18 protein-coding genes are annotated in these 23,031 nt (G+C 73.0%); 13 read left to right on the forward strand and 5 right to left on the reverse strand.

Annotation, left to right across the window (positions count from 1 at the left end; translation table 11 throughout):
• Positions 1 to 16: 16 nt before the first annotated feature.
• Together miaB and DFQ13_RS23435 are read left to right on the forward strand one after the other, a co-directional pair.
• On the forward strand, positions 17 to 1,486 hold the full coding sequence (gene miaB, locus DFQ13_RS23430; protein WP_035290236.1) for a tRNA (N6-isopentenyl adenosine(37)-C2)-methylthiotransferase MiaB: 1,470 nt from the start codon (positions 17 to 19) through the stop codon (positions 1,484 to 1,486).
• Positions 1,483 to 1,941: an Rv2732c family membrane protein gene (locus DFQ13_RS23435; protein WP_035290233.1), complete on the forward strand. Its 459-nt coding sequence runs from the start codon at positions 1,483 to 1,485 to the stop codon at positions 1,939 to 1,941. The genes miaB and DFQ13_RS23435 overlap by 4 nt, the downstream gene beginning before the upstream one ends.
• Before the next feature lie 84 nt (positions 1,942 to 2,025).
• Here DFQ13_RS23435 and DFQ13_RS23440 read toward each other — a convergent pair whose 3' ends face one another.
• On the reverse strand, positions 2,026 to 3,657 hold the full coding sequence (locus DFQ13_RS23440; protein WP_110081355.1) for a DUF349 domain-containing protein: 1,632 nt from the start codon (positions 3,655 to 3,657) through the stop codon (positions 2,026 to 2,028).
• Between the two features lie 236 nt (positions 3,658 to 3,893).
• Here DFQ13_RS23440 and DFQ13_RS23445 point away from each other — a divergent pair, with 236 nt between their 5' ends.
• The 5 genes from DFQ13_RS23445 to DFQ13_RS23465 all read left to right on the forward strand — a co-directional run bounded on the left by DFQ13_RS23445 (position 3,894) and on the right by DFQ13_RS23465 (position 9,065).
• A complete protein-coding gene (locus tag DFQ13_RS23445) occupies positions 3,894 to 4,619 on the forward strand; it encodes a class III extradiol ring-cleavage dioxygenase family protein (RefSeq protein WP_035290229.1) in 726 nt (241 codons plus the stop codon).
• The gene (gene miaA, locus DFQ13_RS23450; RefSeq protein WP_110081356.1) at positions 4,616 to 5,518 is read left to right on the forward strand and encodes a tRNA (adenosine(37)-N6)-dimethylallyltransferase MiaA; all 903 of its coding nucleotides are present in this window, start codon (positions 4,616 to 4,618) and stop codon (positions 5,516 to 5,518) included. The genes DFQ13_RS23445 and miaA overlap by 4 nt, the downstream gene beginning before the upstream one ends.
• Positions 5,519 to 5,527: 9 nt before the next feature.
• Positions 5,528 to 6,358: a diaminopimelate epimerase gene (gene dapF, locus DFQ13_RS23455; RefSeq protein WP_110081357.1), complete on the forward strand. Its 831-nt coding sequence runs from the start codon at positions 5,528 to 5,530 to the stop codon at positions 6,356 to 6,358.
• Between the two features lie 182 nt (positions 6,359 to 6,540).
• On the forward strand, positions 6,541 to 7,992 hold the full coding sequence (hflX, locus tag DFQ13_RS23460; RefSeq protein ID WP_407643195.1) for a GTPase HflX: 1,452 nt from the start codon (positions 6,541 to 6,543) through the stop codon (positions 7,990 to 7,992).
• A gap of 8 nt (positions 7,993 to 8,000) precedes the next feature.
• Positions 8,001 to 9,065 (forward strand): hypothetical protein, encoded by a 1,065-nt coding sequence (locus DFQ13_RS23465; protein WP_407643196.1) that lies wholly within the window; start codon positions 8,001 to 8,003, stop codon positions 9,063 to 9,065.
• 85 nt (positions 9,066 to 9,150) lie between these two features.
• Here the strand turns inward: DFQ13_RS23465 and lexA are convergent, their stop codons facing one another.
• Positions 9,151 to 9,864: a transcriptional repressor LexA gene (gene lexA / locus DFQ13_RS23470; protein ID WP_035290223.1), complete on the reverse strand. Its 714-nt coding sequence runs from the start codon at positions 9,862 to 9,864 to the stop codon at positions 9,151 to 9,153.
• A gap of 279 nt (positions 9,865 to 10,143) precedes the next feature.
• Between lexA and DFQ13_RS35230 the strand changes: the two genes are divergently transcribed.
• The 6 genes from DFQ13_RS35230 to DFQ13_RS23500 all read left to right on the forward strand — a co-directional run bounded on the left by DFQ13_RS35230 (position 10,144) and on the right by DFQ13_RS23500 (position 16,589).
• Positions 10,144 to 10,626, forward strand: a complete 483-nt coding sequence (locus DFQ13_RS35230) for a LysM peptidoglycan-binding domain-containing protein (protein WP_146241340.1) — start codon at positions 10,144 to 10,146, stop codon at positions 10,624 to 10,626.
• A 451-nt stretch (positions 10,627 to 11,077) separates the two neighbouring features.
• Positions 11,078 to 11,554 (forward strand): transcriptional regulator NrdR, encoded by a 477-nt coding sequence (gene nrdR, locus DFQ13_RS23480; RefSeq protein ID WP_035290220.1) that lies wholly within the window; start codon positions 11,078 to 11,080, stop codon positions 11,552 to 11,554.
• 151 nt (positions 11,555 to 11,705) lie between these two features.
• Positions 11,706 to 14,507, forward strand: a complete 2,802-nt coding sequence (locus tag DFQ13_RS23485) for a vitamin B12-dependent ribonucleotide reductase (RefSeq protein ID WP_110081360.1) — start codon at positions 11,706 to 11,708, stop codon at positions 14,505 to 14,507.
• Between the two features lie 90 nt (positions 14,508 to 14,597).
• Positions 14,598 to 15,167: a hypothetical protein gene (locus DFQ13_RS23490; RefSeq protein ID WP_110081361.1), complete on the forward strand. Its 570-nt coding sequence runs from the start codon at positions 14,598 to 14,600 to the stop codon at positions 15,165 to 15,167.
• Positions 15,168 to 15,299: 132 nt separating this feature from the next.
• The gene (locus DFQ13_RS23495) at positions 15,300 to 15,662 is read left to right on the forward strand and encodes a VOC family protein (RefSeq protein WP_233427921.1); all 363 of its coding nucleotides are present in this window, start codon (positions 15,300 to 15,302) and stop codon (positions 15,660 to 15,662) included.
• A 45-nt stretch (positions 15,663 to 15,707) separates the two neighbouring features.
• Positions 15,708 to 16,589, forward strand: a complete 882-nt coding sequence (locus DFQ13_RS23500) for a neutral zinc metallopeptidase (RefSeq protein ID WP_110081362.1) — start codon at positions 15,708 to 15,710, stop codon at positions 16,587 to 16,589.
• Between the two features lie 760 nt (positions 16,590 to 17,349).
• On the opposite strand, the gene DFQ13_RS23505 is transcribed toward DFQ13_RS23500, so the two are convergent.
• Genes DFQ13_RS23505 through DFQ13_RS23515 form a run of 3 tightly spaced genes read right to left on the reverse strand, consistent with a single transcriptional unit; the run spans position 17,350 to position 21,996 of the window.
• Positions 17,350 to 18,387 (reverse strand): DUF2293 domain-containing protein, encoded by a 1,038-nt coding sequence (locus DFQ13_RS23505; protein ID WP_110081363.1) that lies wholly within the window; start codon positions 18,385 to 18,387, stop codon positions 17,350 to 17,352.
• Entirely contained in the window at positions 18,384 to 19,211 is an 828-nt protein-coding gene (locus tag DFQ13_RS23510) for an SWIM zinc finger family protein (protein ID WP_110081364.1), read from the reverse strand. The genes DFQ13_RS23505 and DFQ13_RS23510 overlap by 4 nt, the downstream gene beginning before the upstream one ends.
• Positions 19,204 to 21,996: a DEAD/DEAH box helicase gene (locus DFQ13_RS23515; RefSeq protein ID WP_233438540.1), complete on the reverse strand. Its 2,793-nt coding sequence runs from the start codon at positions 21,994 to 21,996 to the stop codon at positions 19,204 to 19,206. The genes DFQ13_RS23510 and DFQ13_RS23515 overlap by 8 nt, the downstream gene beginning before the upstream one ends.
• Between the last annotated feature and the right edge of the window lie 1,035 nt (positions 21,997 to 23,031).

Consider the following 23,031-nt stretch of genomic DNA (forward strand, 5'->3'; position numbering starts at 1 on the left):
ACCCTCGGACACCGAGATGAGCGCGCGCACCTACCAAGTACGCACCTACGGGTGCCAGATGAACGTCCACGACTCCGAGCGGCTCTCGGGCCTGCTGGAGGACGCGGGCTACGTCGCCGTGCCCGAGGGCACCACGGCCGACGTGGTCGTCTTCAACACCTGCGCGGTCCGGGAGAACGCCGACAACAAGCTGTACGGCAACCTGGGCCACCTGGCCCCCGCGAAGACCGACAACCCGGACATGCAGATCGCCGTCGGCGGCTGCCTGGCGCAGAAGGACCGCGGCGAGATCGTCCGCCGGGCCCCCTGGGTCGACGTGGTGTTCGGCACGCACAACATCGGTTCGCTGCCCGCCCTGCTGGAACGGGCCCGGCACAACCGGCGGGCCGAGGTCGAGATCCTGGAGTCGCTGGAGGTCTTCCCCTCCACGCTGCCCGCCCGCCGCGACTCGGCGCACTCGGGCTGGGTGTCGATCTCGGTGGGCTGCAACAACACCTGCACCTTCTGCATCGTCCCGTCGCTGCGCGGCCGCGAGCGCGACCGCCGCCCCGGCGACGTGCTGGCCGAGGTGCGGGCCCTGGTCGCCGAGGGCGTGCTGGAGGTGACCCTGCTGGGGCAGAACGTCAACTCCTACGGCGTGGAGTTCGGCGACCGCCTCGCCTTCGGCAAGCTCCTGCGCGCCTGCGGCGACGTCGACGGCCTGGAGCGGGTCCGCTTCACCTCCCCGCACCCGAAGGACTTCACCGACGACGTCATCGCCGCCATGGCCGAGACGCCGAACGTGTGCCACCAGCTCCACATGCCGCTGCAGTCGGGCTCGGACCGGCTGCTGCGCGAGATGCGCCGCTCGTACCGCTCGGCGCGCTACCTGTCGATCATCGAGAAGGTCCGCGCGGCGATGCCGGACGCGGCCATCACCACCGACATCATCGTCGGCTTCCCCGGTGAGACCGAGGAGGACTTCCAGGCCACCCTCGATGTGGTCCGCGAGTCCCGCTTCTCCGGCGCGTTCACCTTCCAGTACTCCAAGCGCCCCGGGACCCCCGCCGCGACGATGCCCGGCCAGTTGCCCAAGCAGGTCGTCCAAGAGCGCTACGACCGCCTGGTCACCCTGCAGAACGACATCGCCTGGCAGCTCAACAAGGAGCAGGTCGGCCGCACCGTCGAGGTCGTCGCCGCCACGGGCGAGGGCCGCAAGGACGCCGACACCCACCGCATGAGCGGCCGGGCCAGGGACAACCGCCTGGTCCACTTCGCCCCCGGCGCGGCGGACGTCCGCCCCGGCGACGTGGTGGAGACCGTCATCACCTACGCCGCCCCGCACCACCTCGTCGCCGACGGCGAACCCCTCTCCCACCGCCGGACCCGCGCGGGCGACAACCACGAGGCGGGCCTGCGCCCCAAGACGGGCGGCGTGGGCCTGGGGTTGCCGTCGTTCGGCGCCCCGCCGCCCACCCCCGCCGCGGAAGGATGCGCCGTCACATGAGCGAGAACCAGCTCCGCGACGAGATCGACGCCATCGAGCGCCCGGCGGCCCGCACGGTCGAGCTGGGCGCCCGCGCCGTGGTGATCTCGGTGGCGGTGTTCGTCCTGATCGTCGGGCAGGTCCTGCCGTGGATGGGTGACGCGGCGGGCTGGCAGGTCCTGCTGGCCCAGGGCGACGCCGCGGGCAAGGCGGGGGCGGTCCCCCGGCTGTTCGCGGGCACGTCCATCCTGTTCGGCATCCTCACCTCGGCGCTCGCCCTCACCACCCGCCGCTGGGCCCTGACCTGGGTGGCGGCCCTGGGCGGCTGGTTCGCCTCGGTCGACGGCGTCCTCGCCATCTGGACCCGGCAGTCCGCGGGCAACACCGGTGGCCCCGGCATCGGGATGGTCATCAGCGAGGTCGCCATGGTCGTCCTCGCCGTCCTCTGGTTCCGCACCGCCTGGTCCCGCGACTGACCGCTCCGCCGGGCGCACCGGCCCGACGAACGACGAGAGCCCCGTTTCCGCAGTGGAAACGGGGCTCTCGTCGGTGCGGACCGCTCAGCGGGAGGCGACCGCCTGCTCGGCGGCGGCGAGCCACTCCCGCCACTGGGCGGCCTGGGCCTCGGCCTGCTCGGCGCGGCGCTTGTCACCCGCGGCGCGGGCCTTGGCGGCCTGGGCCTCGAACTGGGCCACGCGTTCGCGGAACTGGGCGGCGCGGGCCTCGGCCTCGGGGTCGGTGCGGCGCCACTGGGCCTCGGAGGCCTGGCGGACCCGGTCCTCGACCGCGCGCAGGCGGCCCTCCAGCTCGCGGATGCGCTCGCGGGGGACCTTGCCGATCTCCTCCCAGCGCTCCTGGACCTTGTGCAGGGCGCCGCGGGCCGCCTCCAGGCCGCTGGTGGCGGGGTCGATCTTCTCCGCCTCGACGAGGAGTTCCTCCTTGGCCTTGGCGTTGTCGGAGAACTCGGCGTCGCGCTCGTCGAACACCGCGGAGCGGCGGGCGAAGAACTTGTCCTGGGCGGCGCGGAAGCGCTGCCACAGGGTGTCGTCGGCGTCCTTCGGGGCCCGGCCCGCCGCCTTCCACTCCTGCATGAGGTCCTTGTAGCGGCCCGCGGTGGGGCCCCAGTCGTCGGACTCGGACAGGGCCTCGGCCAGTTCGACGAGTTCCTGCTTGCGGGACTTCGCCGTCGCCCGCTGGCGGTCCAGGTCGGCGAAGTGGGAACCGCGGCGGCGGTTGAAGGTGTCGCGGGCCTTGGAGAAGCGGCGCCAGAGCTGCTCGTCGGTCTTGCGGTCGACGCCCTTGATGGTCTTCCACTCGTCGAGGACGGCGCGCAGGCGGTCACCGGCGACCTTCCACTGGGTGGACTCCTCGGCGAGCCGCTCCACCTCCTCGACCAGCGCCTGCTTGCGCGCGACCGCCGCGGCCTTGGCCTCCTCGCGGGCGTGCTTGGCCTTGTCCAGGGCGACCGCCGCGTGCCCGAGCACGAAGTCGATGCGCGCGGACAGCGCCGCCAGGTCGCCCACCACGTGCGCCTCGTCCAGGCTCTCGCGGATCTGCTTGGCGCTGGCCGCGGCCTGCTTCGGGTCGCCGGACCCGGAGGTCAGCCGGGCCTCCAGCAGTTCGACCTCGGTGCGGATGTCGTCGAAGCGGCGCGCGAAGTGCGCCAGCCCCTCGGCGGGCTCGCCCGCCTGCCACGAGCCGACGGCGCGCTCGCCGTCGGCGGTCTTGACGTAGACCGTTCCGTCCGCGTCCACCCGGCCCCACCTGCCGGGGTCGGACGAGGCGACGGCCACCACCGGGGGAGTGCCCACGGGTGCGGTGGGCGCCGCCGGTGCCGCCGCCGGGGCCGCGACGGTCGCCGGGGTGACGGTGGCGGGGGTGACCGAGGCCGGGCTGATCGAGGCCGGGCTCACCGCCGCCGGGCTCGGCGCGGTGGCGGGCGGCTCGCTCGCGGCAGGCTCGTCGGCTGCGGCCGCGTCCACTGCCGCGTCGTCCGCCGCCGTGTCGTCCGCTGCCGCGCCGCCGGTCGCGGCGTCCCTGGTCGCCTCGGGGGCGGTCTCGGCGGGTGCCCCGGTCGGGGCCGTCGTCTCGGTGGCGGCGGTGTCGACCGGCGCGGCGGCGGGGGCCGCGTCCGGGGTCGCGGTGGTGCCGTCCTCGGCCGCCACCTCGGCGCTCTCGTTGTTGTCGGTCATACCCGGCTCCTCCCGCCTGCGTTGCCCGCGTGCCCCGCGGGCGCCCCGCTCGCGCGGGGCCCAGCACTGTGCGTACGGCCCACGGGCCGTGCGGCTCTGGCGTACCCGGGCGCATTCAAACAGGTCAGGGCGCGCCAGGGTACTTCGAGAGCCGCTGTGGTCATCATGGTGCCGCAAATCGTCCATCCGTGGGCTGCGGCGGCCAAGATAGTTTGACGGACAGTAACCTCGCCACCGTGATCTCGTGTGTCGCGGTGCTGCCGCAGCCGCCCCTCGTCGTCCCGGAACTGGTCGGTGGGGACGACCCGCGGGCGGCCGCCGTGCGCGCGGCGTGCGTCGAGGCGGCGAAGGCGCTGGCCGACAGCTCGCGGCACTGGCTCGCCGTCGGCGCGCACCCCGCCGCGGCACGCTTCGACGCGGGGGTGTCGGGCACCTTCCGCGGGTTCGGCGTCGACGTCCCGGTATCCCTCTCCCGGGTGAACCCCACCGCGCCGGACCCGGAGCTGCCGCTGCCGGTGCTGGTCGCGGCCTGGCTGCGCGGCCAGGCGGACGCCGAGGACGTCGGCGTGCGGCTGGTCGCCGCCGACTCCGACCCCGCCCGCTGCGCCCACGACGGCGCCGCGCTGGCGGGTGAGCTGGCCGGACCCGACCCGGTGGGCCTGCTGGTCCTCGGCGACGGTTCGCACCGCCACGGCGACCACGCGGTCGGCAGGCCGGACGAGCGGGCCGCCGACTTCGACGCCGCGGTCTCCCGCGCCCTGGCCGCGGCCGACCTCGACGCCCTCGACCGGCTCGACGCGCGCCTGGCCACCGAGCTCGGCGCGGTCGGCCGCGCCCCGTGGCAGGTGCTGGCCGCCGCCGTGCGCGCCGACGGCAGGCGCTGGCGCGGCACCCGCTCGCGCACCTTCGTGCCCTTCGGGGTCGCCTACCACGTGGCCGTCTGGGCGCCGGTGACCGGATGAGCACCGCCCTGGCCCTGGTCGGACCGACCGCCACCGGCAAGTCCGACCTGGGTGTCGAGCTGGCCGAGCGCCTCGGCGGCGAGGTGGTCAACGCCGACGCCATGCAGCTCTACCGCGGCCTGGACATCGGCACCGCCAAGATCACCCCGGCCGAGCGGCGCGGGGTGCCGCACCACCAGCTCGACGTCCTCGACGTCACCGAGACCGCGTCCGTGGCCGCCTACCAGCGGCACGCGCGCGCGGCCGTCGAGGACGTGCTCGCCCGCGGCCGGGTGCCGATCCTGGTCGGCGGTTCCGGCCTCTACGTCCAGGCCGTCGTCGACGACCTGCGCTTCCCGGGCACCGACCCGGCGGTGCGGGCCCGGCTGGAGGGCGAACTCGTCTCCGTCGGCGCCGAGGCGCTGCACCGCAGGCTCGGCGGCCTCGACCCGGTGGCCGCCGAGGCGATCCTGCCCAGCAACGGCAGGCGGGTCGTGCGGGCGCTGGAGGTCATCGAGCTGACCGGCGAGCCGTTCTCGGCGACCATGCCCAAACCCGGCCCACCCCGCTACGGCACGGTCCTGCTCGGCCTGGACCGCGACCCGGCCGAACTCGACGCCCGCGTCGACCTGCGGGTCGAGCGGATGTTCGCGGGCGGCCTGGTCGAGGAGGTCCGCGCGCTCGACGCCCGCGGCCTGCGCGAGGGCCGCACGGCCTCGCGCGCGCTGGGCTACCAGCAGGTCCTCGCCGCCCTCGACGAGGACACCCCGATGGCCGCCGCCGCCGAGGAGACCGCCCGCGCCACCCGCCGGTTCGTCCGCAGGCAGCGCTCCTGGTTCCGCCGCGACCGCCGCATCACCTGGCTCGACGCCGCCCGCCCGGACCTGGCCGCCGCCGCCCTCGCGCTCGCCCGGTCGTAACCTGGTGCCGTGGCGATCGAGTTCCGCAAGGGGCACGGCACCGAGAACGACTTCGTGCTGCTGCCCGACCCCGACGGCGACCTGGACCTGACCGGGGCGAGGGTGCGCGCCCTGTGCGACCGCGGCCGGGGCCTCGGCGCCGACGGCGTCCTCCGGGTCATCCGCACCAAGGCCCTGCCCGACGCACCCGAGGGCATCGACGGCGACGTCTGGTTCATGGACTACCGCAACGCCGACGGTTCCCTCGCCGAGATGTGCGGCAACGGCGTCCGCGTCTTCGCCCGCCACCTCAGCGACCAGGGCCTGGTCGACGGCCCGGTGTTCCCGGTCGGCACCCGCGCGGGCCTGCGCCCGGCCACCGTCCACCCCGACGGGCAGGTCACCGTCGACATGGGACCGGTGCGCCGCACCGGCCGCTCCGAGACCACGGTCACCGGCCGCACCTACCCCGGTCTCGGCATCGACGTCGGCAACCCGCACCTGGCCTGCGTCACCGACGACGTGCCCACCCTGGACCTCACGACCCAGCCGGACTTCGACCGGGCGGTGTTCCCGAACGGCGTCAACCTGGAGTTCGTGCAACCCCTGGGCGCCGACGAGGTCCGGATGCGCGTCCACGAGCGCGGCGTCGGCGAGACCCGGTCCTGCGGCACCGGCACGGTCGCCGCCGCGGCCGCCGCACTGGCGGCCCAGGACCGCACCACCGGCACGGTCACCGTCCACGTCCCCGGCGGCACGGTGACCGTCGAGATCACCGAGACCGGCAGCACCCTCACCGGTCCGGCCGCCTTCGTCGCCCAGGGCGAACTCGACCAGGCCTGGTGGGACGCCCAGGTCTGACCCGCACCACCGGACCCGGCACCAGCACCCCCATGCTGACCACCGCGAAGCCCGCCACCGCCGCCACCAGCGGCCACCCCGGCGGGTAACCAGGTCGAAATGGGAGCGCCGACGTGGGAAGATGGGGTCACGGCCCCTCGCGGGGCAGGCCTGGCAACCGACACGAAGGACGGGTTCACCACGTGACTGAGGAAAGCATCCAGCGCGACATCCACGGCGACGGGACCGGTCCGGCTGAGCTCTCCCTCGGTGAACTCGAACTCGAGGAGCGCTCGTCGCTCCGGCGCGTCGTCGGACTCTCCACCGAACTCGAGGACATCACCGAGGTCGAGTACCGCCAGTTGCGGCTGGAGCGGGTCGTCCTGGTCGGCGTCTGGACCGAGGGCACGGCCCTGGAGTCCGAGTCCTCGCTGGCCGAGCTGGCCCGACTCGCCGAGACCGCGGGCTCGGAGGTCCTCGACGGCCTGGTGCAGCGGCGCGACCGGCCGGACCCGGCGACCTACATCGGCTCCGGCAAGGTCACCGAGCTGGCCGACGTCGTCCGCGCGACCGGCGCCGACACGGTGATCTGCGACGGTGAGCTGTCGCCGTCGCAGTTGCAGCAGCTCGAGGCCCGGCTCAAGGTCAAGGTCGTCGACCGCACCGCGCTCATCCTGGACATCTTCGCCCAGCACGCCCGCTCCCGGGAGGGCAAGGCCCAGGTCGAGCTGGCCCAGTTGCAGTACCTGCTGCCCCGGCTGCGCGGCTGGGGCGCCACCCTGTCGCGGCAGGCCGGTGGCCGGGCGGGCGGCGGCAACGGCGGTGTGGGTCTGCGCGGCCCCGGTGAGACGAAGATCGAGACCGACCGGCGCCGAATCCGGAACAAGATCTCCAAGCTGCGCAAGGACATCAAGGAGATGTCCGCCTTCCGCGACACCAAGCGCAGTCGCCGGGTGGCCAACGACGTGCCCAGCGTGGCCATCGCCGGCTACACCAACGCGGGCAAGTCGAGCCTGCTCAACGCGCTGACCGGGGCGGGGGTGCTGGTGGAGGACGCGCTGTTCGCCACCCTCGACGCGACCACCCGGCGCACCGAGACCGCCGAGGGCAACGTCTACACCCTCACCGACACCGTCGGCTTCGTCCGGCACCTGCCGCACCAGCTCGTCGAGGCGTTCCGCTCGACGCTGGACGAGGTCGCCGACGCGGACCTGGTCGTGCACGTCGTCGATGGCGCCGACCCGATGCCGGAGTGGCAGGTCACCGCCGTGCGCGAGGTGCTCAACGACATCGGCGACCGCCGCGACACGCGGATGCCGCCGGAGCTGGTGGTGGTCAACAAGGTCGACGCGAGCACCGAGATCGCGCTGGCCCGGCTGCGGCACCTGCTGCCCGGCGCGGTGTTCGTCTCCGCGCGGACCGGGCAGGGCATCGACGAACTGCGCGAGCGGATCGCCGAGCTCATCCCCCGGCCCGACGTCGAGGTCGACGTCCTCGTCCCCTACGACCGGGGCGAGGTCGTGGCCCGGGTGCACCGGGAGGGTGAGGTGCTCGGCGAGCGGCACACCGAGACGGGCACGGCGCTGCACGCCAAGGTCAAGCCCGACCTCGCGGGAGCGCTGGAGCGCTTCGCGGTCAACGGCTCGTCCGCCTGACCCCGGCGGTGCGACCCGCGTCGACCCCGGTGCGGGCTGTGCTCGTCGCCCTGGCCACCACGGCGCTCGCCGTGCTCTGGCCTGCGGTGGCGTCCGCGCAGCCCGCGCCGGTCGACGCCTGCGTGATGAACGACAAGCGGCTCAACGAGCTGTCCGGGCTCGTGTCCGACGGGGAGAACTGGTACGCGGTCAACGACGGCGGCACCAGGTCGACCGTCTACGTCCTCAGCCGCGAGACCTGCGAGGTCCAGGACGTCATCAGCGGCCCGGTGGACCCGTTCGACGTCGAGGACCTCGCACGCGGCGCGGACGGCACGTTCTGGCTGTCCGACACCGGGGACAACGGCGGCAAGCGCGAGACGGTGGCGCTCATCGCCCTCACCCCCGGGGGCAAGGCCACCCTCCACCGACTGACTTACCCGGACGGTGCACACGACACCGAGACGCTGCTCCTGGACAAGAACGGCGTCCCGTACCTGGTGGCCAAGAGCCCGTTCGGCGTCTCCGACGTCTACCGGCCCAAGGGGCCGCTGAGCAGTCCGGGACCGACCGCGCTGGAGCACCTCGGGTCCGTGCAGATCGAGGGGACCGACACCAAGGGCGGGCCCATCAACCCGATCATCGGCTCGATGGCCGTGACCGGGGGGTCGGTCAGCGCCGACGGGAACCTCGTCGCCCTGCGCACCTACACCGACGCGTACGTCTTCTCGGCACCCGGTGGTGATGTGGCCGCCGCGCTGCTGAAGGGCACGGCGGCGCGGATACCCCTGGCGGGGGAGAAGCAGGGGGAGGCGATCGCGTTCCAACCGGACGGTTCGCTGGTCTCGGCCTCGGAAGGGATCGGTCAGCCGATCCGGGTGGTCCCGGGTGCGGCGGCGCTCGCGCCCGCCGCGACCGATGGGTCCACGACCGCACCGAAGAGCAGCGAGGGAGCCGCGGCTGCCACCGACGGGGTGCAAGCGGTGGCGAGCGAGGACAGCGGGCTGTCGACGCTCCCGGCGCTCGGGGTGACCGCTGTTGTCGTCGGCGGCATCCTCTTCGCCATGCACCGACGGGCGGTCCGGCGCTCGTAGGCCGCGCCTCGTCCGAGGCGGGTCCACCCGAGCAGCGGCACAACCGGGGGCCGGCGGTTTCCGGGTGACCACCGGCCCCCGGTCGTCAGAGCCTGCGCAGCACCGCGACGACCTTGCCCAGGATGGTCGCCTCGTCGCCGGGGATGGGGTCGTAGGCGTCGTTGTGCGGGAGCAGCCACACGTGGCCGTCCTCGCGGCGCTTGAAGGTCTTCACGGTGGCCTCGCCGTCGATCATGGCGGCGACGATCTCGCCGTTGTCCGCGGTCGGCTGCTGGCGCACCACGACCCAGTCGTCGTTGGCGATGGCGGCGTTGATCATCGAATCGCCCGCGACCTTGAGCATGAACAGCGCGCCCTCGCCGACCAGCTCCTTGGGGAGCGGGAACACGTCCTCGATGGCCTGCTCGGCCAGGATCGGACCACCGGCGGCGATCCGGCCGAGGACCGGCACGTAGGCGGGCACCGGGCCCTGGTCGGCCTGCTCGATGAGCACCGGGGCGACCTGCTCGCCGCGCAGCCGCGCCTGGCCCGCGTCCGCGGGGAGCACGCCGATCGCCCGCGGGCGGTTCGGGTCGCGGCGCAGGTAGCCCTTCTCCTCCAGCGCGCGCAGCTGGTAGGCGACGGAGGAGGTGGAGGTCAGGCCGACGGCCTCACCGATCTCGCGCACGCTGGGCGGGTAGCCGAAGCGCTGGACCCAGGACCGGATGACCTCCAGCACCTGGCGCTGGCGCAGCGGCAGCTCCACGCCGTCGGGCGTCTGGTCGAGCTCGGGGAAGCTGCGCACGTTGCCCCCCGCCAACGGCTTCCTCTTCGGCGCCCCCGAGGGCTTCCGACCACCTGTGCCTGCCACTGCTGTGCCTCCCGTGCGTACCGGCGCGGCACCGCGCGCCGGGCTGAGTCCGAGCCGATCGCCGGTCGATCAACTGTCGATCATCTCCGAACCCGACGGTAGTCCGCCGACCTGCGGAGATCAAACACCTGTTCGAGCGACACGCCGGTCGGGTCTGGAATTCCACCGGTTCCGGGTGGTAGACATTCGCACGGACGTTCGATCGAACGACAGTTCGAGGAGGCAGCGATGGCGGCAGCGCCTGCGGCTGAGTCGGTCATCCCCACCGGCGGGGAGTACGCGCAGCTCATGACCCCTGTGCGGACCATACCGGTGCCGCCGCTCGACCGCCCCGCGCGCCGCCCGGGGCAGGGCAGGTTGCGCCCGCCGACGCGCAGGCGGGTGGCCGGTGCGCCGCGCGTGGTGGCGCAGGCCCGCTGCGCCCGGCGCGGACCCGTACCGGTCCCCGTGCTGCTCGGCCTCGCCTCCCTCGCCGCCGCCGCGGTCTACGGCCTCGGCCTGTTCGCGGGTTCGGTCGCGGGCGGCGCGGACGTCCCGGTGACGACCACGGTGGTCCGCGTGCAGCCCGGGGAGGGCCTGTCGGACGTGGCCGCGCGGATGGCTCCCGACAGCGACAACGCCGCCGTGGTCGCCAGGATTCGGGAGCTGAACCGGCTGTCCGGCGGTTCCCTGCGATCCGGCCAGCCGCTGACCGTCCCGTTCTCGCGCTGACCCGCCCCACTCCGGTCGTCCGCGGTGCCGACGTCCCGCGACCTGGCATGATCATGCCCACTCGCGCGGGCCGGGGTGGCCGGGGTCACTCCTCGGTGTATTCACGGTCCGTGGTCGCCTGCACGGAACCGTCCGCTGTCGGCCGATGACCGCTTCGGGTGTGTTGGCAGGTCGTCGCCGGGTGCCGCGGCGCCGAGGCCTCGCCTCCGTGACTCCCGGGCCTCCGCGTGCCCTGGTCGAGTCACGCGCGGTAGCGGATTTCCCGGGAACACGGCGGCGCGCCAATTTGTCTTCTCTGGTGGTGCCCTCTACTGTCCACCACAACATCTGGTAGTTGCACCCCTGTAAGTAGTCCACAGGTTGTGGCAGTTGTACACAGGGTTGTCCACAGATTGATCACCATCCGTGGTCGTGGTGGCCGGGTGCCGGGACAGGGAAGTGGGGGAAGCCGGTGCGGTGTCCGTTCTGTCGTCACGCCGACTCGCGGGTCGTGGACTCGCGGGAGGTCGACGACGGCCAGGTGATCCGGCGCAGGAGGTCGTGCCCCGAGTGCGGGCGCAGGTTCACCACGGTCGAGGAGGCGATCCTCGCCGTGGTCAAGCGCTCCGGGGTGACCGAGCCGTTCAGCCGCGACAAGGTCGTGCGCGGCGTGGCCCGGGCCTGCCAGGGGCGGCCGGTCAACGAGGACCAGCTCCAGTTGCTCGCGCAGAAGGTCGAGGAGACCATCCGCGCCACCGGCAGCGCGGAGATCCCCAGTCACGAGGTGGGCCTGGCGATCCTGGGCCCGCTGCGCGAACTCGACGGGGTGGCGTACCTGCGCTTCGCCAGCGTGTACCGGTCTTTCTCCTCGGTGGAGGACTTCGAGAAGGAGATCGCCGACCTCCGCGCCGCCATGGCGGACGGGGCGGCGCAACGAGATGAGCAGTAGGCGGCAGACGAGGCGACGGCGCTCGGCGCCGCCCCACCCCCGCGGCGGGAACAACAGCGGGGACCACAGCAAGAGCACGGGGTCGCAGCGGACGGCGAGCACGGCCGTGGCCACAGCACAGCAGCGGACTGACGAACGAGAGGGAACGGTCATGACCGAGACCGTCGAGACCACGGCCGAGCGCGGCGGGGCACCGCGCGAGCGGCTGCGCGTGCAGCGCGTCCACACCACCGAGGGGGTGCACCCCTACGACGAGGTGACCTGGGAGCACCGCGACGTCGTGATGACGAACTGGCGCGACGGCACGGTGAACTTCGAGCAGCGCGGCGTCGAGTTCCCTGACTTCTGGTCGGTCAACGCCACGAACATCGTCACCAGCAAGTACTTCCGCGGCGCCGCGGGCAGCGCGGCGCGCGAGAACTCGCTGCGCGGGCTGATCGACCGCGTGGTCGGCAAGTACGTCGCCGCGGGCGTCGAGCACGGCTACTTCCAGTCCGGTCAGGACGCCGAGGTCTTCGAGCACGAGCTGACCTGGATGCTGCTGCACCAGGTGTTCAGCTTCAACTCCCCGGTGTGGTTCAACGTCGGCACGTCCTCGCCGCAGCAGGTCAGCGCCTGCTTCATCCTCGCGGTGGACGACACGATGGACTCGATCCTCAACTGGTACAAGGAAGAGGGCCTGATCTTCAAGGGCGGTTCCGGCGCGGGCCTGAACCTGTCCCGCATCCGCTCGTCGAAGGAGCTGCTGTCCTCCGGCGGCACCGCCTCCGGCCCGGTCTCGTTCATGCGCGGCGCCGACGCGTCCGCGGGCACCATCAAGTCCGGCGGCGCCACCCGGCGCGCGGCGAAGATGGTCGTGCTCGACGTGGACCACCCCGACGTCGAGGAGTTCATCGAGACCAAGGCCAAGGAGGAGCGCAAGATCCGCGTGCTGCGCGACGCGGGCTTCGACATGGACCTGGGCGGCTCCGACATCACCTCGGTGCAGTACCAGAACGCCAACAACTCCATCCGGGTGTCCGACGAGTTCATGCACGCGGTCGAGTCCGGCGGCCAGTTCGGCCTCCGCTCGCGCACCACCGGCGAGATCATCGAGCAGGTCGACGCCAAGTCCCTGTTCGGCAAGCTGGCCAAGGCCGCCTGGGAGTGCGCCGACCCCGGCATCCAGTACGACGACACCATCAACGCCTGGCACACCTGCCCGGAGTCGGGCCGCATCACCGCGTCCAACCCGTGCAGCGAGTACATGCACCTGGACAACTCCAGTTGCAACCTGGCGTCGCTCAACCTGATGAAGTTCCTCGGCGACGACGGCGTCTTCCAGGCCGAGCGGTTCGCCAAGGCCGTCGAGATCATCATCACCGCGATGGACATCTCGATCTGCTTCGCCGACTTCCCGACCGAGCCGATCGCCGACACCACGCGCAAGTTCCGCCAGCTCGGCATCGGCTACGCCAACCTGGGCGCGCTGCTGATGGCCACCGGCCACGCCTACGACTCCGAGGGCGGCCGGGCGCTGGCCGCGGCCATCTCCTCGCTGATGACCGGCACCGCCTACCGCCGCTCCGCCGAGCTGGCGGGCGTCGTCGGCCCGTACGAGGGCTACGCCCGCAACGCCGACGCCCACCAGCGGGTCATGCGCAAGCACGCCGCCGCCAACGACCTCATCCGCACCTACGACCACCTCGACTCCGAGGTGCAGCGGATCGCCACCCGCGAGTGGCAGACCGCGCTGCTCACCGGCGCGGCCAACGGCTGGCGCAACGCGCAGGCCAGCGTGCTCGCCCCCACCGGCACCATCGGCCTGATGATGGACTGCGACACCACCGGTGTGGAGCCCGACCTGGCGCTGGTCAAGTTCAAGAAGCTGGTCGGCGGCGGCTCGATGCAGATCGTCAACCAGACCGTGCCGCGCGCCCTCAAGGCCCTGGGCTACCAGGACGAGCAGGTCGAGGCCATCGTCGAGTTCATCGCCGAGCACGGCCACGTGGTCGACGCCCCCGGCCTGCGCCGCGAGCACTACGAGGTGTTCGACTGCGCGATGGGCGAGCGCTCCATCGCCCCGCTGGGCCACGTCCGGATGATGGCCGCGGTGCAGCCGTTCATGTCCGGCGCCATCTCCAAGACGGTCAACATGCCGGAGTCGGCCACCGTCGAGGAGGTCGAGGACATCTACTTCCAGGGCTGGAAGATGGGCATCAAGGCCCTCGCCATCTACCGCGACAACTGCAAGGTCGGCCAGCCCCTGTCGGCGGGCAAGGGCAACGCGGCGTCGGCGAAGGCCGAGCCGGAGAAGGTCATCGAGTACCGGCCGGTCCGCAAGCGCCTGCCGAAGAAGCGCCCCAGCCAGACGGTCTCGTTCACCGTCGGCGGCGCCGAGGGCTACCTGCACGCGGGGTCCTACCCGGACGACGGCCTGGGCGAGATCTTCGTCAAGCTGGGCAAGCAGGGCTCCACCCTGGCGGGGGTGATGGACGCCTTCTCCATGTCCATCTCGGTCGGCCTGCAGTACGGCATCCCGCTGGAGTTCTACGTCTCGAAGTTCCAGAACCTCCGCTTCGAGCCCGCGGGCATGACCGACGACCCGGACGTCCGCATCGCCACCAGCGTCCTGGACTACCTGTTCCGCAGGCTCGCCCTGGACCACCTGCCCTACGACAGCCGCGCCCAGCTCGGCATCTTCACCGCCGACGAGCGCTCCGCCCAGGTCGCCGTGGACTACGCCCCCGGCTCCGACGTCGACCTCGAAGCCCTCCGCACCACGGTCGACGCCACCCCGACGACCGAGGTCGAGGCCAAGCCCACCGCGGCCCACAGCTCCACCGAGCTGCTGGAACTGCACCTGGGCAAGGCGGCCGACGCTCCGCTGTGCATGACCTGCGGCACGAAGATGCGCCCCGCGGGCTCCTGCTACGTCTGCGAGGGCTGCGGCTCCACCTCCGGTTGCAGCTGATCTGCGACGGTCCCGGCGGGGGAGGGCGCATCGCCTTCCCCCGTCGGATTCCATTTGTCCGGACCTGCGCAGCCCGGGGACACTGACCCCGTGGAGGGTTACGTCCTGGCGGGTTACGTGGTCGCGGACCCGGTGGTGGGCACCGACTGGGTGGATCGCGCCCTGGTGGGCCGGGCGATCACGTCGGTGAGCAACTGCCTGGTCGACGTGCGGGAACTCGACGAGTGGTCCGCCTCGCCGGTGGGGGCGGAGGCCGCGGGCGAACTCGTGCGCAGGTACCCGGGCACCCGGGTCGTCGCGGTCGGGGTCGCCGAAACCGACGTCGACGGGCTGCTGGAGGACCTGGACGAGGCGTGCTGGGACCCTGACCTGCTGGACCGGCTCCGGCGGCGGGCGCCGTTCCGGACCGGGGTGCCGCTGGGTTTCGAGCCGGTCGGGCCGAGTGGCGGGTCATTCCACACCTGGCTGTGCCTGGGTGGTCTCGTCGACTCCGCGCGGCAGGTGGTGGGCGCGGAGCCGGGGCGCCACGGCCTGATCCAGGACGAGGGGCGGGCCAGGGCCGTCGCGGCGCACCTCACCGAGGCGTTCCCGTACGAGCACGAGGTTGCCCGATGGTTCGCGCTGGCGCTGGCCGAGGGCGAGCCGGACTCTTTCGGGTGATGGTTCACCGGCTGCCGTGGTGGTTGGCACGTTGTTTCCGGGGTGTGCGCAGATCCGGGGTGTCGCAGCGGAATGTCGGTCCCCGGTGCCAGGATGGGCGTCGACCAGCACTCGAAACCCCGGAGGTGTCCCGTGACCGCGAGCCTGGCCATGGTCAGCCTGGACTGTCCCGACCCGCAGGCACTCGCCGTGTTCTACAGCGAGCTGCTCGGGTGGAAGGTCGCGCACAGCGAGGAGCAGTACGCGATGATCACCGGCGAGGGCGCCCCGATCGGCTTCGGCCGGGTCGAGGGGTACGTCGCGCCGCAGTGGTCGGCCGACAGCCCGGACGCCAAGCGCTACCACCTGGACTTCTACGTCGACGACCTCGACGCGGCCGAGGCCAGGGCCCTGGAACTGGGGGCGGCGAAGCCCGAGTTCCAGCCCGGTGAGACCTGGCGGGTCCTGCTCGACCCGGCCGGTCACCCGTTCTGCCTCTGCGTCCCGCGCGGCTGACCGTACACTCGGCGGCGGATCGGGGAACCTGACGCTGGGGTGGTCATGAGCAGTCCTCCGGAGCGCCGCAACTCACCGGTCGTGCTGGTGGCCGTGCTGATCACCCTGATGGTCGGGGTGCTGCTGATCGCCGTGGTGGGCCGGGTGGTGTCACGCGGCCTCACCACGGTCGTGCCGGGGACGGCGCTTGCGGTGGGGGAGGACGGCCCCGGTGCCCGCCACCGGTCCGACGCGGTCTCCCCCGCAGACGTCGCCGACAACCCACTGCTGACCCCCGGCGCCACCCTGCCCACCGTCGACTGCGCGCTGCCCGCCTTCGGTACCGGCCCCGACCAGTTGCGGGCCTACTACCTGGCGGGCATCCACTGCCTCGACGAGGCTTGGCGCCCCACCCTGCGCGCCACCGGCCTGCCGTTCACCGCCCCGTACCTCGACGTCGGCGACCGCCCCTCGGCGAAGTGCGGCTTCGCCCCGGCCGAGGACGAGGCCACCGCCTTCTACTGCTCCCGCGACACCACCATCTACATGCCCCGAACGCGCCTGCTGCGCGACGCGGGCCCGGAACCCGCCTACCACCTGGCCATCCTGGCCCACGAGTACGGCCACCACGTCCAGTCGCTCAGCGGCATCCTCGACGACTCCACCAGGTTGGAGTCCGGTGTGGATGAGGCGGGGGCCCTCCGCCTGAGCAGGCGCACCGAACTGCAGGCCAACTGCTTCGCGGGCCTCTTCCTCGCCGCCACCACCGGCCGCGCCGCGATCACCACGGCCCTCGGTGACGAAGCCCTGCGAAGCTTCGCCGACACCTCCGGCACCGACACCCACGGCGCCCCCGACACCCAGGCCCGCTGGGCCACCCGGGGCTTCGAAGGCCGCAACACCAACGCCTGCGACACCTGGACCGCCCCCAACGCCGAGGTCAACTAGCGCAACGGCACACCGACAGACACCGATAGACACCGCCCCGAACCCGCCGCCGCCCCACACGCCGGAGCAACCACCGCCCCAGGGCATGCCCCAAAGCCGGCCAGCCACCCCGCAAACCTCTGGCCCGGTCACCAACCACCGGCGCAGCAACAACAACCAGTCACCCCAAGAACCCCCTGTCCGGCAACAAATGCCCGGGTGGGTGGATGCGCTTGCCCAGCCGACCACTCCCGAAAACCGGCGGCCCGGCTACGGAAACGCCGGGTGGGCGGATGCGCTTGGCCAGCCAACCGCCCCCGAAACCGGCGGCCTGGCGAGCGAATGCCCGGGTGGGTGGATGTGCGCTTGGCCGGCCGACCACCCCCGCAACCGACGGCCCGGCGAGCAAACGCCGGGTGGGTAGATGTGTTGCTTGCCAGCCGGCCACCCCCGAAAACCGCCGGCCCGGCGAGCGGACTGCCCGGGTGGGTGGATGTGTTTGGCCGGGGGTGGCGATCATGTGACAGCCTGCCTGGGCGGTGGGGCATCTTTTCAGCCCCACCCGGTCACACTGGAACACATGATCGCCATAGGGGCCCCGGCCAAACACATCCACCCAGCCGGGCACACCACCGAAACGACCGGCGCTTGAACCGGAGCGCCGCTGAGGACATCGTCCACTCAAACACCCCAGCAAAACGACCGGCCCGCAAGCCCCGCCCTGGTCGCGGAACCGCCACACACCGCGCCCGTGGCCGATCCGGAAGGCAGGCGACCGAGCCTAGCCCCGCCACAACGCCAACACCCGGTCGATCTCCTCCCGAATCCGCTCCCGGGCCTCCGCCCGGGCCACCCCTGCCATCAGCATCGAGTCGTACTCCGTCTCCTCGTGCCGGATCGCCGCCACCACGGCCAGCGTCACGGCGTGTTCGTCCAGCGCCCGCCCCGCCGCCGACCGCCCCACCCGCCCGCTGCTCCGCGTTCCCGCGTGCTCGGCGATCGCCCGCGCCCGCTCGACCGCTAAGGCCGGGAACAACTCCCCGATCCGCTCGGCGAACGCGGCCTGGAACTCCACGTCCTGCACGGCCCGCCGTTCCCGGTCGCGCACCCGCCGCCGCTCGCGCGCCTCCTCGTCGACCAGGCACGAAGCCTCGGCCGCTTCCAACGCGGCCCGCTCCACCAGCAGCCCCCGTCGCTCGTACCGCTTCCGGGACCGGTTCCACCGGGCCACCACCGCGGCCAGCCCGCTGCCCTTCCGCGCCCGCCGGGTCAACGCCGCGTCCCCCGATGGGAGGAACACCAAGTGCCCGAAGTCCGCGCAGTCCAAGCACACCGGCAGTTCGTCCTCGACGAAGTGGAACTCCCCGGTTTCCCGGCACTGCGAGCAGTACCACGGCCGCTCCGCCACCAGGACCATGAGTTCCGGCGCCTTCTGCGCTGTGACCCGGGCCCGCCTCTCCGCCGACAGGGTCGGATCAGTCCATTGTGTCGTGAACAGCCGTTCCACCGCCGCGTCACCCGATGCGGTGAAACGCAAAGCGCGCCGATCGCGCGTGCCGGACAGGTATTCCACCTCGGACTGGAGAAGACCCCGGTTCGACGCCCACTTCGCCAGGCAGGAAGCCGCCTCGGCCAGGCGTTCGGCGGGTACCGCCGCGACCGCGTCCAGGCTCGGTGTCTTCCCCAGCTCCCAGGACTGCACCACCCGGCCGCTGAGCCAGCCCAGGCCCGTCACCACGTCCAGCGGTGTCACGACCTTCTTGTGCCGCACCAGTTCCTCGGCGATCGCCGCGACCCGGCGATCCAGCCGTGCACTCACTCCGACTCCTCCACCATGGCCCGGTACGCCGGGCGCAACAGTTCCACCAACGGTTTGCCGCGCACGATCACCGGCAGCGCGTCCAACTGGTCCAGCAACGCGTCGGGCGCGGCCACGGCGGGCTGCGCCACCGGGGCCGGGGGAGTGGTGGGCGGTCCCCAGAACTCCTCCAGCAGTTCCGACAACGGCGGTTCGCGTTCCTCCGCCGGTGTCGGTCCGGAGCGCTCGCGCAGCCCGCGCAGGTTGTCCAGCAGTTCCTGCCTGCCCCGTCCGCGCCAGGCCAGGATCTCGAACGGGTCGGTGTCGAACGACTCCGCGAGCAGGTAGCAGGCGGCGGCGAGGTGCTTGCACGGCACCTGCCAGTCCGGGCACGTGCAGTCCATCGACAGGTCCTGCAGGTCGTCCGGGAACAGGCGCAGGCCCACCCCGTCGAAGACGGCCTCGATGTCGTCGGGCATGTCGCCCGCGAGGAGCTTCGCCAGGAACACCGCCTGCCCCGCAAGCGCTTGCTCCACCTGCTCCCACTGCTCGTCGGTGAACGCGCGCGCCACGATCCGCACCCGGTAGGGCTCCGGCCGGGTGCCCTGCACCTGCCCCACCACGATGCTCTTGGACAGCGACAGGCTCAGCACCTGCCCCTGCCGGGCGTAGCGCTTGCCCCGGTCCAACCGCCCGCTGAGCCCCAGCGACTCCAGCACCGACAGGAACCGCCGCGACCACCACGACCGCGCGATCTCCCCGCGCTGGCTGCGGGCGCGGACCCCGTCCTCGACCCGGATGACGGGCTTGGCCGGGGCGTCGCGCCACCACTCGTCGTCACTCACCGACGGCCTCCCCCGACAGGGTGACCAGCTCGCGCAGCTCGTCGGTCGACAGGTCACCCAGCCAGCCCTCGCCCGCGCCCACGACGAGCTGCGCCAGGGCCTTCTTCTGCTCGATCATGGTGTCGACGCGCTCCTCCAGCGTGCCCACGCAGACGAACTTGCGCACCTGCACCGCCCGCCCCTGCCCGATGCGGTAGGCGCGGTCGGTGGCCTGGTCCTCGACCGCCGGGTTCCACCACCGGTCCAGGTGCACCACGTGGTTCGCCGCCGTGAGCGTCAGCCCGGTGCCGCCCGCCTTGAGCGACAGCAGCACCACCGACGGGCCGTCGCCGGATTGGAAGCGCTCCACCATGCGGTCGCGCTGCTTCTTCGGGGTGCCGCCGTGCAGGAACGCGATCTCGGTGTCGAACCGGGCGGCCAGGTGCGGCACCAGCATCCCGCCGAACGCGGCGAACTGGGTGAAGCACAGCGCCCGGTCCCCGTCGGCGAGCACCTGCTCCAGGATCTCCTCCAGCCGCGCCAGCTTCCCGGAGCGCCCGGCGACCCGGGAACCGTCGCCGAGGAACTGCGCCGGGTGGTTGCAGACCTGCTTGAGCTTGGTCATGGTGGCCAGCACCAGGCCCTTGCGCTGAATCCCGTCGCTCTCGGCGACCTTCTCCAGCATGTCGTCGACCACGGCCCGGTAGAGCGAGGCCTGCTCCGCGGTGAGCGTGCAGAGCTGCTTCATCTCCAGCTTGTCCGGCAGGTCGTCGATCACGGCCGGATCGGTCTTCACCCGGCGCAGCACGAACGGCCGGGTGATCCGCCGCAGCCGGGCGGCGGCGTCCTCGTCGCCGTGCCGCTCCACCGGCACCGCGTACCGGGCGCGGAACCTGCTCAGCGGCCCGAGCAGACCCGGGTTGGCGAAGTCCATCACCGACCACAGCTCCGCGAGCCGGTTCTCCACCGGCGTGCCGGTCAGCGCGACCCGGTGCCGCGCGGGCAGCCCCCGCACCGCCTGCGACTGCCGGGCGGCGCTGTTCTTGATGTTCTGCGCCTCGTCGAGCACGATCCGGTCCCAGGTCAGCTCGGCCAACTCGGCGGCGTCCCTGGTCGCCAGGGCGTAGGTGGTGATCACCAGGTCGGCGCCTCCCAGTGCCCCGGCCAGGTCCTCGCCGGTGGCCCGGTCGGCGCCGTGGTGGACGTGCACGCGCAGGTCCGGGGTGAACCGCTGGGCCTCGCGCAACCAGGTCCCCACCAACGACATGGGGCAGATCAACAGGGTCGGGGGCCGCCGCTCGCCGTGGCGCTTGAGCGCTTCCAGGGCCAATAGCTGCACGGTCTTGCCCAAGCCCATGTCGTCGGCCAGGCAGGCACCCAGCCCGAGGCCGTCCAGGAACGCCAGCCACGCCAGCCCGCGCCGCTGGTACGGCCGCAGCACCGCCCCGAACCCGGGCGGCGGGTCGAGCGGCTCCAGCGCGTTCTCCACCCGCCCGGCCAGCAGGTCCGACACCCAGCCGCTGCCGCCGATCCCGACCACCGGCACCCCGAAGGTCTCGTCGTCGGCGGGCAGCCCGGCCACCTCCAGCACCTCGCCCACCGACATCCGCCCGGAGCCCGCCCTCTCCAGGAACGCCAGCCCCGCGGCGAGCCTGTGGCGGTCGACCTGCGCCCACTGGCCGCGCACCTTGACCAGCGGCACCTTCGCCTCGGCCAGCTCGCGCAACTCCTCCTCGGTCAACGTCAGCTCGCCCAGCGCCACGTCCCACCGGTAGTCCACCAGCTCGTCGCGGCCCAGCACGCTGGTGCGGCTCACCGCGCCCGCGGTGCCCCGGCTGGTCGTGGTCAGCTTGAGGCCGACCCCGGAGGACGGCTTCCACCACGTCGGCACCAGCACACCGAACCCCGCCTGGTCCAGTGCCGCCGCCCGGGTCAGGAAGTCGTGGGCGCCCGCGGTGTCGAGGTCCAGCCCCACCGGGTGCCGCTCCCGCAACGCGGCGTCGAGCGCGGGCAGCACCCGGGCCGCGCGGCCCAGGTCGGTGAGCAGCACCTCCTGCGGGCGGGCCACCCACCGGCGCAGCACCCCGCCCCGATCGCCGTGCCAGATCCGCGCGGCGGGCACCAGCACGCTCGGGTCGTCGGCGGCCTGGAGCAGGAACTCCAGCCGCCAGTGCTCCTCGGTGTCCTCGGGCGGGCGCAACCGGAAACACGCCCGCACCGGCCCGTTGTGCTCGGCGCCCGCCGCCCACGTGCCCAACACCCCGGTCAGCCGCCGCACCCGCTCCGGCGCCGCGACCAGCGACGGGTCCCCGACGAGCCCGCGCAGCAACGCCCCGGCCGCCTCGTCGGCGGCGGCGAAGCGCCCGTTCGGCGCCAACCGCACCCCCACCAACCGGGCCCGCACCATCGCGTCGACCATCCCGTCGAGCAGGCCGCGCAACACCTCCTCCCCGATCCGCCCCTCCAGCAGCCCCGGATCGACCTGCTCGGCCCGCAACGCGGGCGGCAACGCCTCACCCAGCCGCGCGTACCGAGCCGAGTCCGCCCCCGACAACGCGGGCCGCCACCGCGCCGCGGGCCCCGCCCCCTCAGCGGCGATGGCGGGCAGCACCCGCCCCCGGGACACCAGGTCCTCCGCCAGCGCGGCGACCCGCCCGAGGAACCGCACCGCCGCACCCGGCCGCACGTCCTCCCCGTCCAACGCCCCCGCCGCCACCGCCGCGGGCACCACCAACGCGGGCACCAACCACGGCGCCAACCGCACCGCCCCCCGGGGCGCGGCCCCCGCACCCAACGGATGCCGCACCAACTCCGGCGAAGCCACCGGCGCCGACGGATGGGACGGCAACAACACCCGCACCACCCGCGCCACCGCAACCGGCCCACCGACACCGGTCCCTGCCCCACGGCCCACGGACGCCAGCCCACGGACACCGGCTCCCGGCCCACCGACACCGGCCTCCGGCTTGATCCCGGTCAGCGCGACCGCCGCAGCCGCCTCGACCGCCCGGACTCCCTCGGCTCCCGGTGCCCGCCCACCGGTTCGAGGTGCCCCAGCCCCCGGGGCATTTCCGGCCACTGCGGATGCCCCGGGCACAAGGGAAGTCACGAAAGCTCCGACCTCCCCCGACGCCGACCTGTCCCCAACAGCCCCGCGTCGCCCACCCGCAACAACTCCGGATGATCCACCTCCCGACTCACGGCTGACATCCCCGGACGACTCACCCTTCGGCTCACCCTCAACAGCCCCCGATGCCCCACCCCCCGACTCGCCCCTGCCAGCTCCGGGCGATCCATTCCCCGGACCGTCTCCGACAGCTCCTAATGCCCCGGCACCCGGCTTGCCGCCGACGACTCCGGGTGGCTCGTCTCTCGACGTGCCCCCGTCAGCGCCAGGTGGCTCGTTCCCGTGGCCGTCTTCGACGGTCCGGGGTGTCCCGGCTTCCGGCTCGCCGCTGACGACTCCGGATGTCCCGGCCTCCGACGTGCCCCCGTCAACGCCAGGTGGGCCGTTCCCGGGACCGTTTCCGACAGTCCCGGAGACCCCAGCCTCCGGCTCGTCCCTCGCAACCCCGGGTGACTCGTTCCCCGGCTCGCCCCCGGCGATCCCGCGTGCCCCAGTACCCGGCTCGCCGCCGACAGCCTCGCGCGACTCGGGCCCCGAACCGCCGGTGCCACCGAGACCGTCAGCCGCCGAGACCACCCCGGCGGCCCGGCCGGACCCATCAGCCGCCGGAAGCCCCCCGGAACTCCGGGTGGCTTCCGCGGCTTCGGTCGCCGGGGCGGCGCGGACCACCCCGGCGGCCAAGGCGAAGCCGAGCCGCTCGGCCAGCTCCTCCGC

The organism is Actinokineospora spheciospongiae, assembly GCF_003182415.1.
Lineage (GTDB): Bacteria > Actinomycetota > Actinomycetes > Mycobacteriales > Pseudonocardiaceae > Actinokineospora > Actinokineospora spheciospongiae.

Bases quoted from the DNA above. Each gene is read 5' to 3' on its own strand.
- miaB (WP_035290236.1), top strand. From the start codon at position 17: ATGAGCGCGCGCACCTACCAAGTACGCACCTACGGGTGCCAGATGAAC.
- DFQ13_RS23435 (WP_035290233.1), top strand. From the start codon at position 1,483: ATGAGCGAGAACCAGCTCCGCGACGAGATCGACGCCATCGAGCGCCCG.
- DFQ13_RS23440 (WP_110081355.1), bottom strand. From the start codon at position 3,657: ATGACCGACAACAACGAGAGCGCCGAGGTGGCGGCCGAGGACGGCACC.
- miaA (WP_110081356.1), top strand. From the start codon at position 4,616: ATGAGCACCGCCCTGGCCCTGGTCGGACCGACCGCCACCGGCAAGTCC.
- DFQ13_RS35230 (WP_146241340.1), top strand. From the start codon at position 10,144: ATGGCGGCAGCGCCTGCGGCTGAGTCGGTCATCCCCACCGGCGGGGAG.
- DFQ13_RS23485 (WP_110081360.1), top strand. From the start codon at position 11,706: ATGACCGAGACCGTCGAGACCACGGCCGAGCGCGGCGGGGCACCGCGC.
- DFQ13_RS23500 (WP_110081362.1), top strand. From the start codon at position 15,708: ATGAGCAGTCCTCCGGAGCGCCGCAACTCACCGGTCGTGCTGGTGGCC.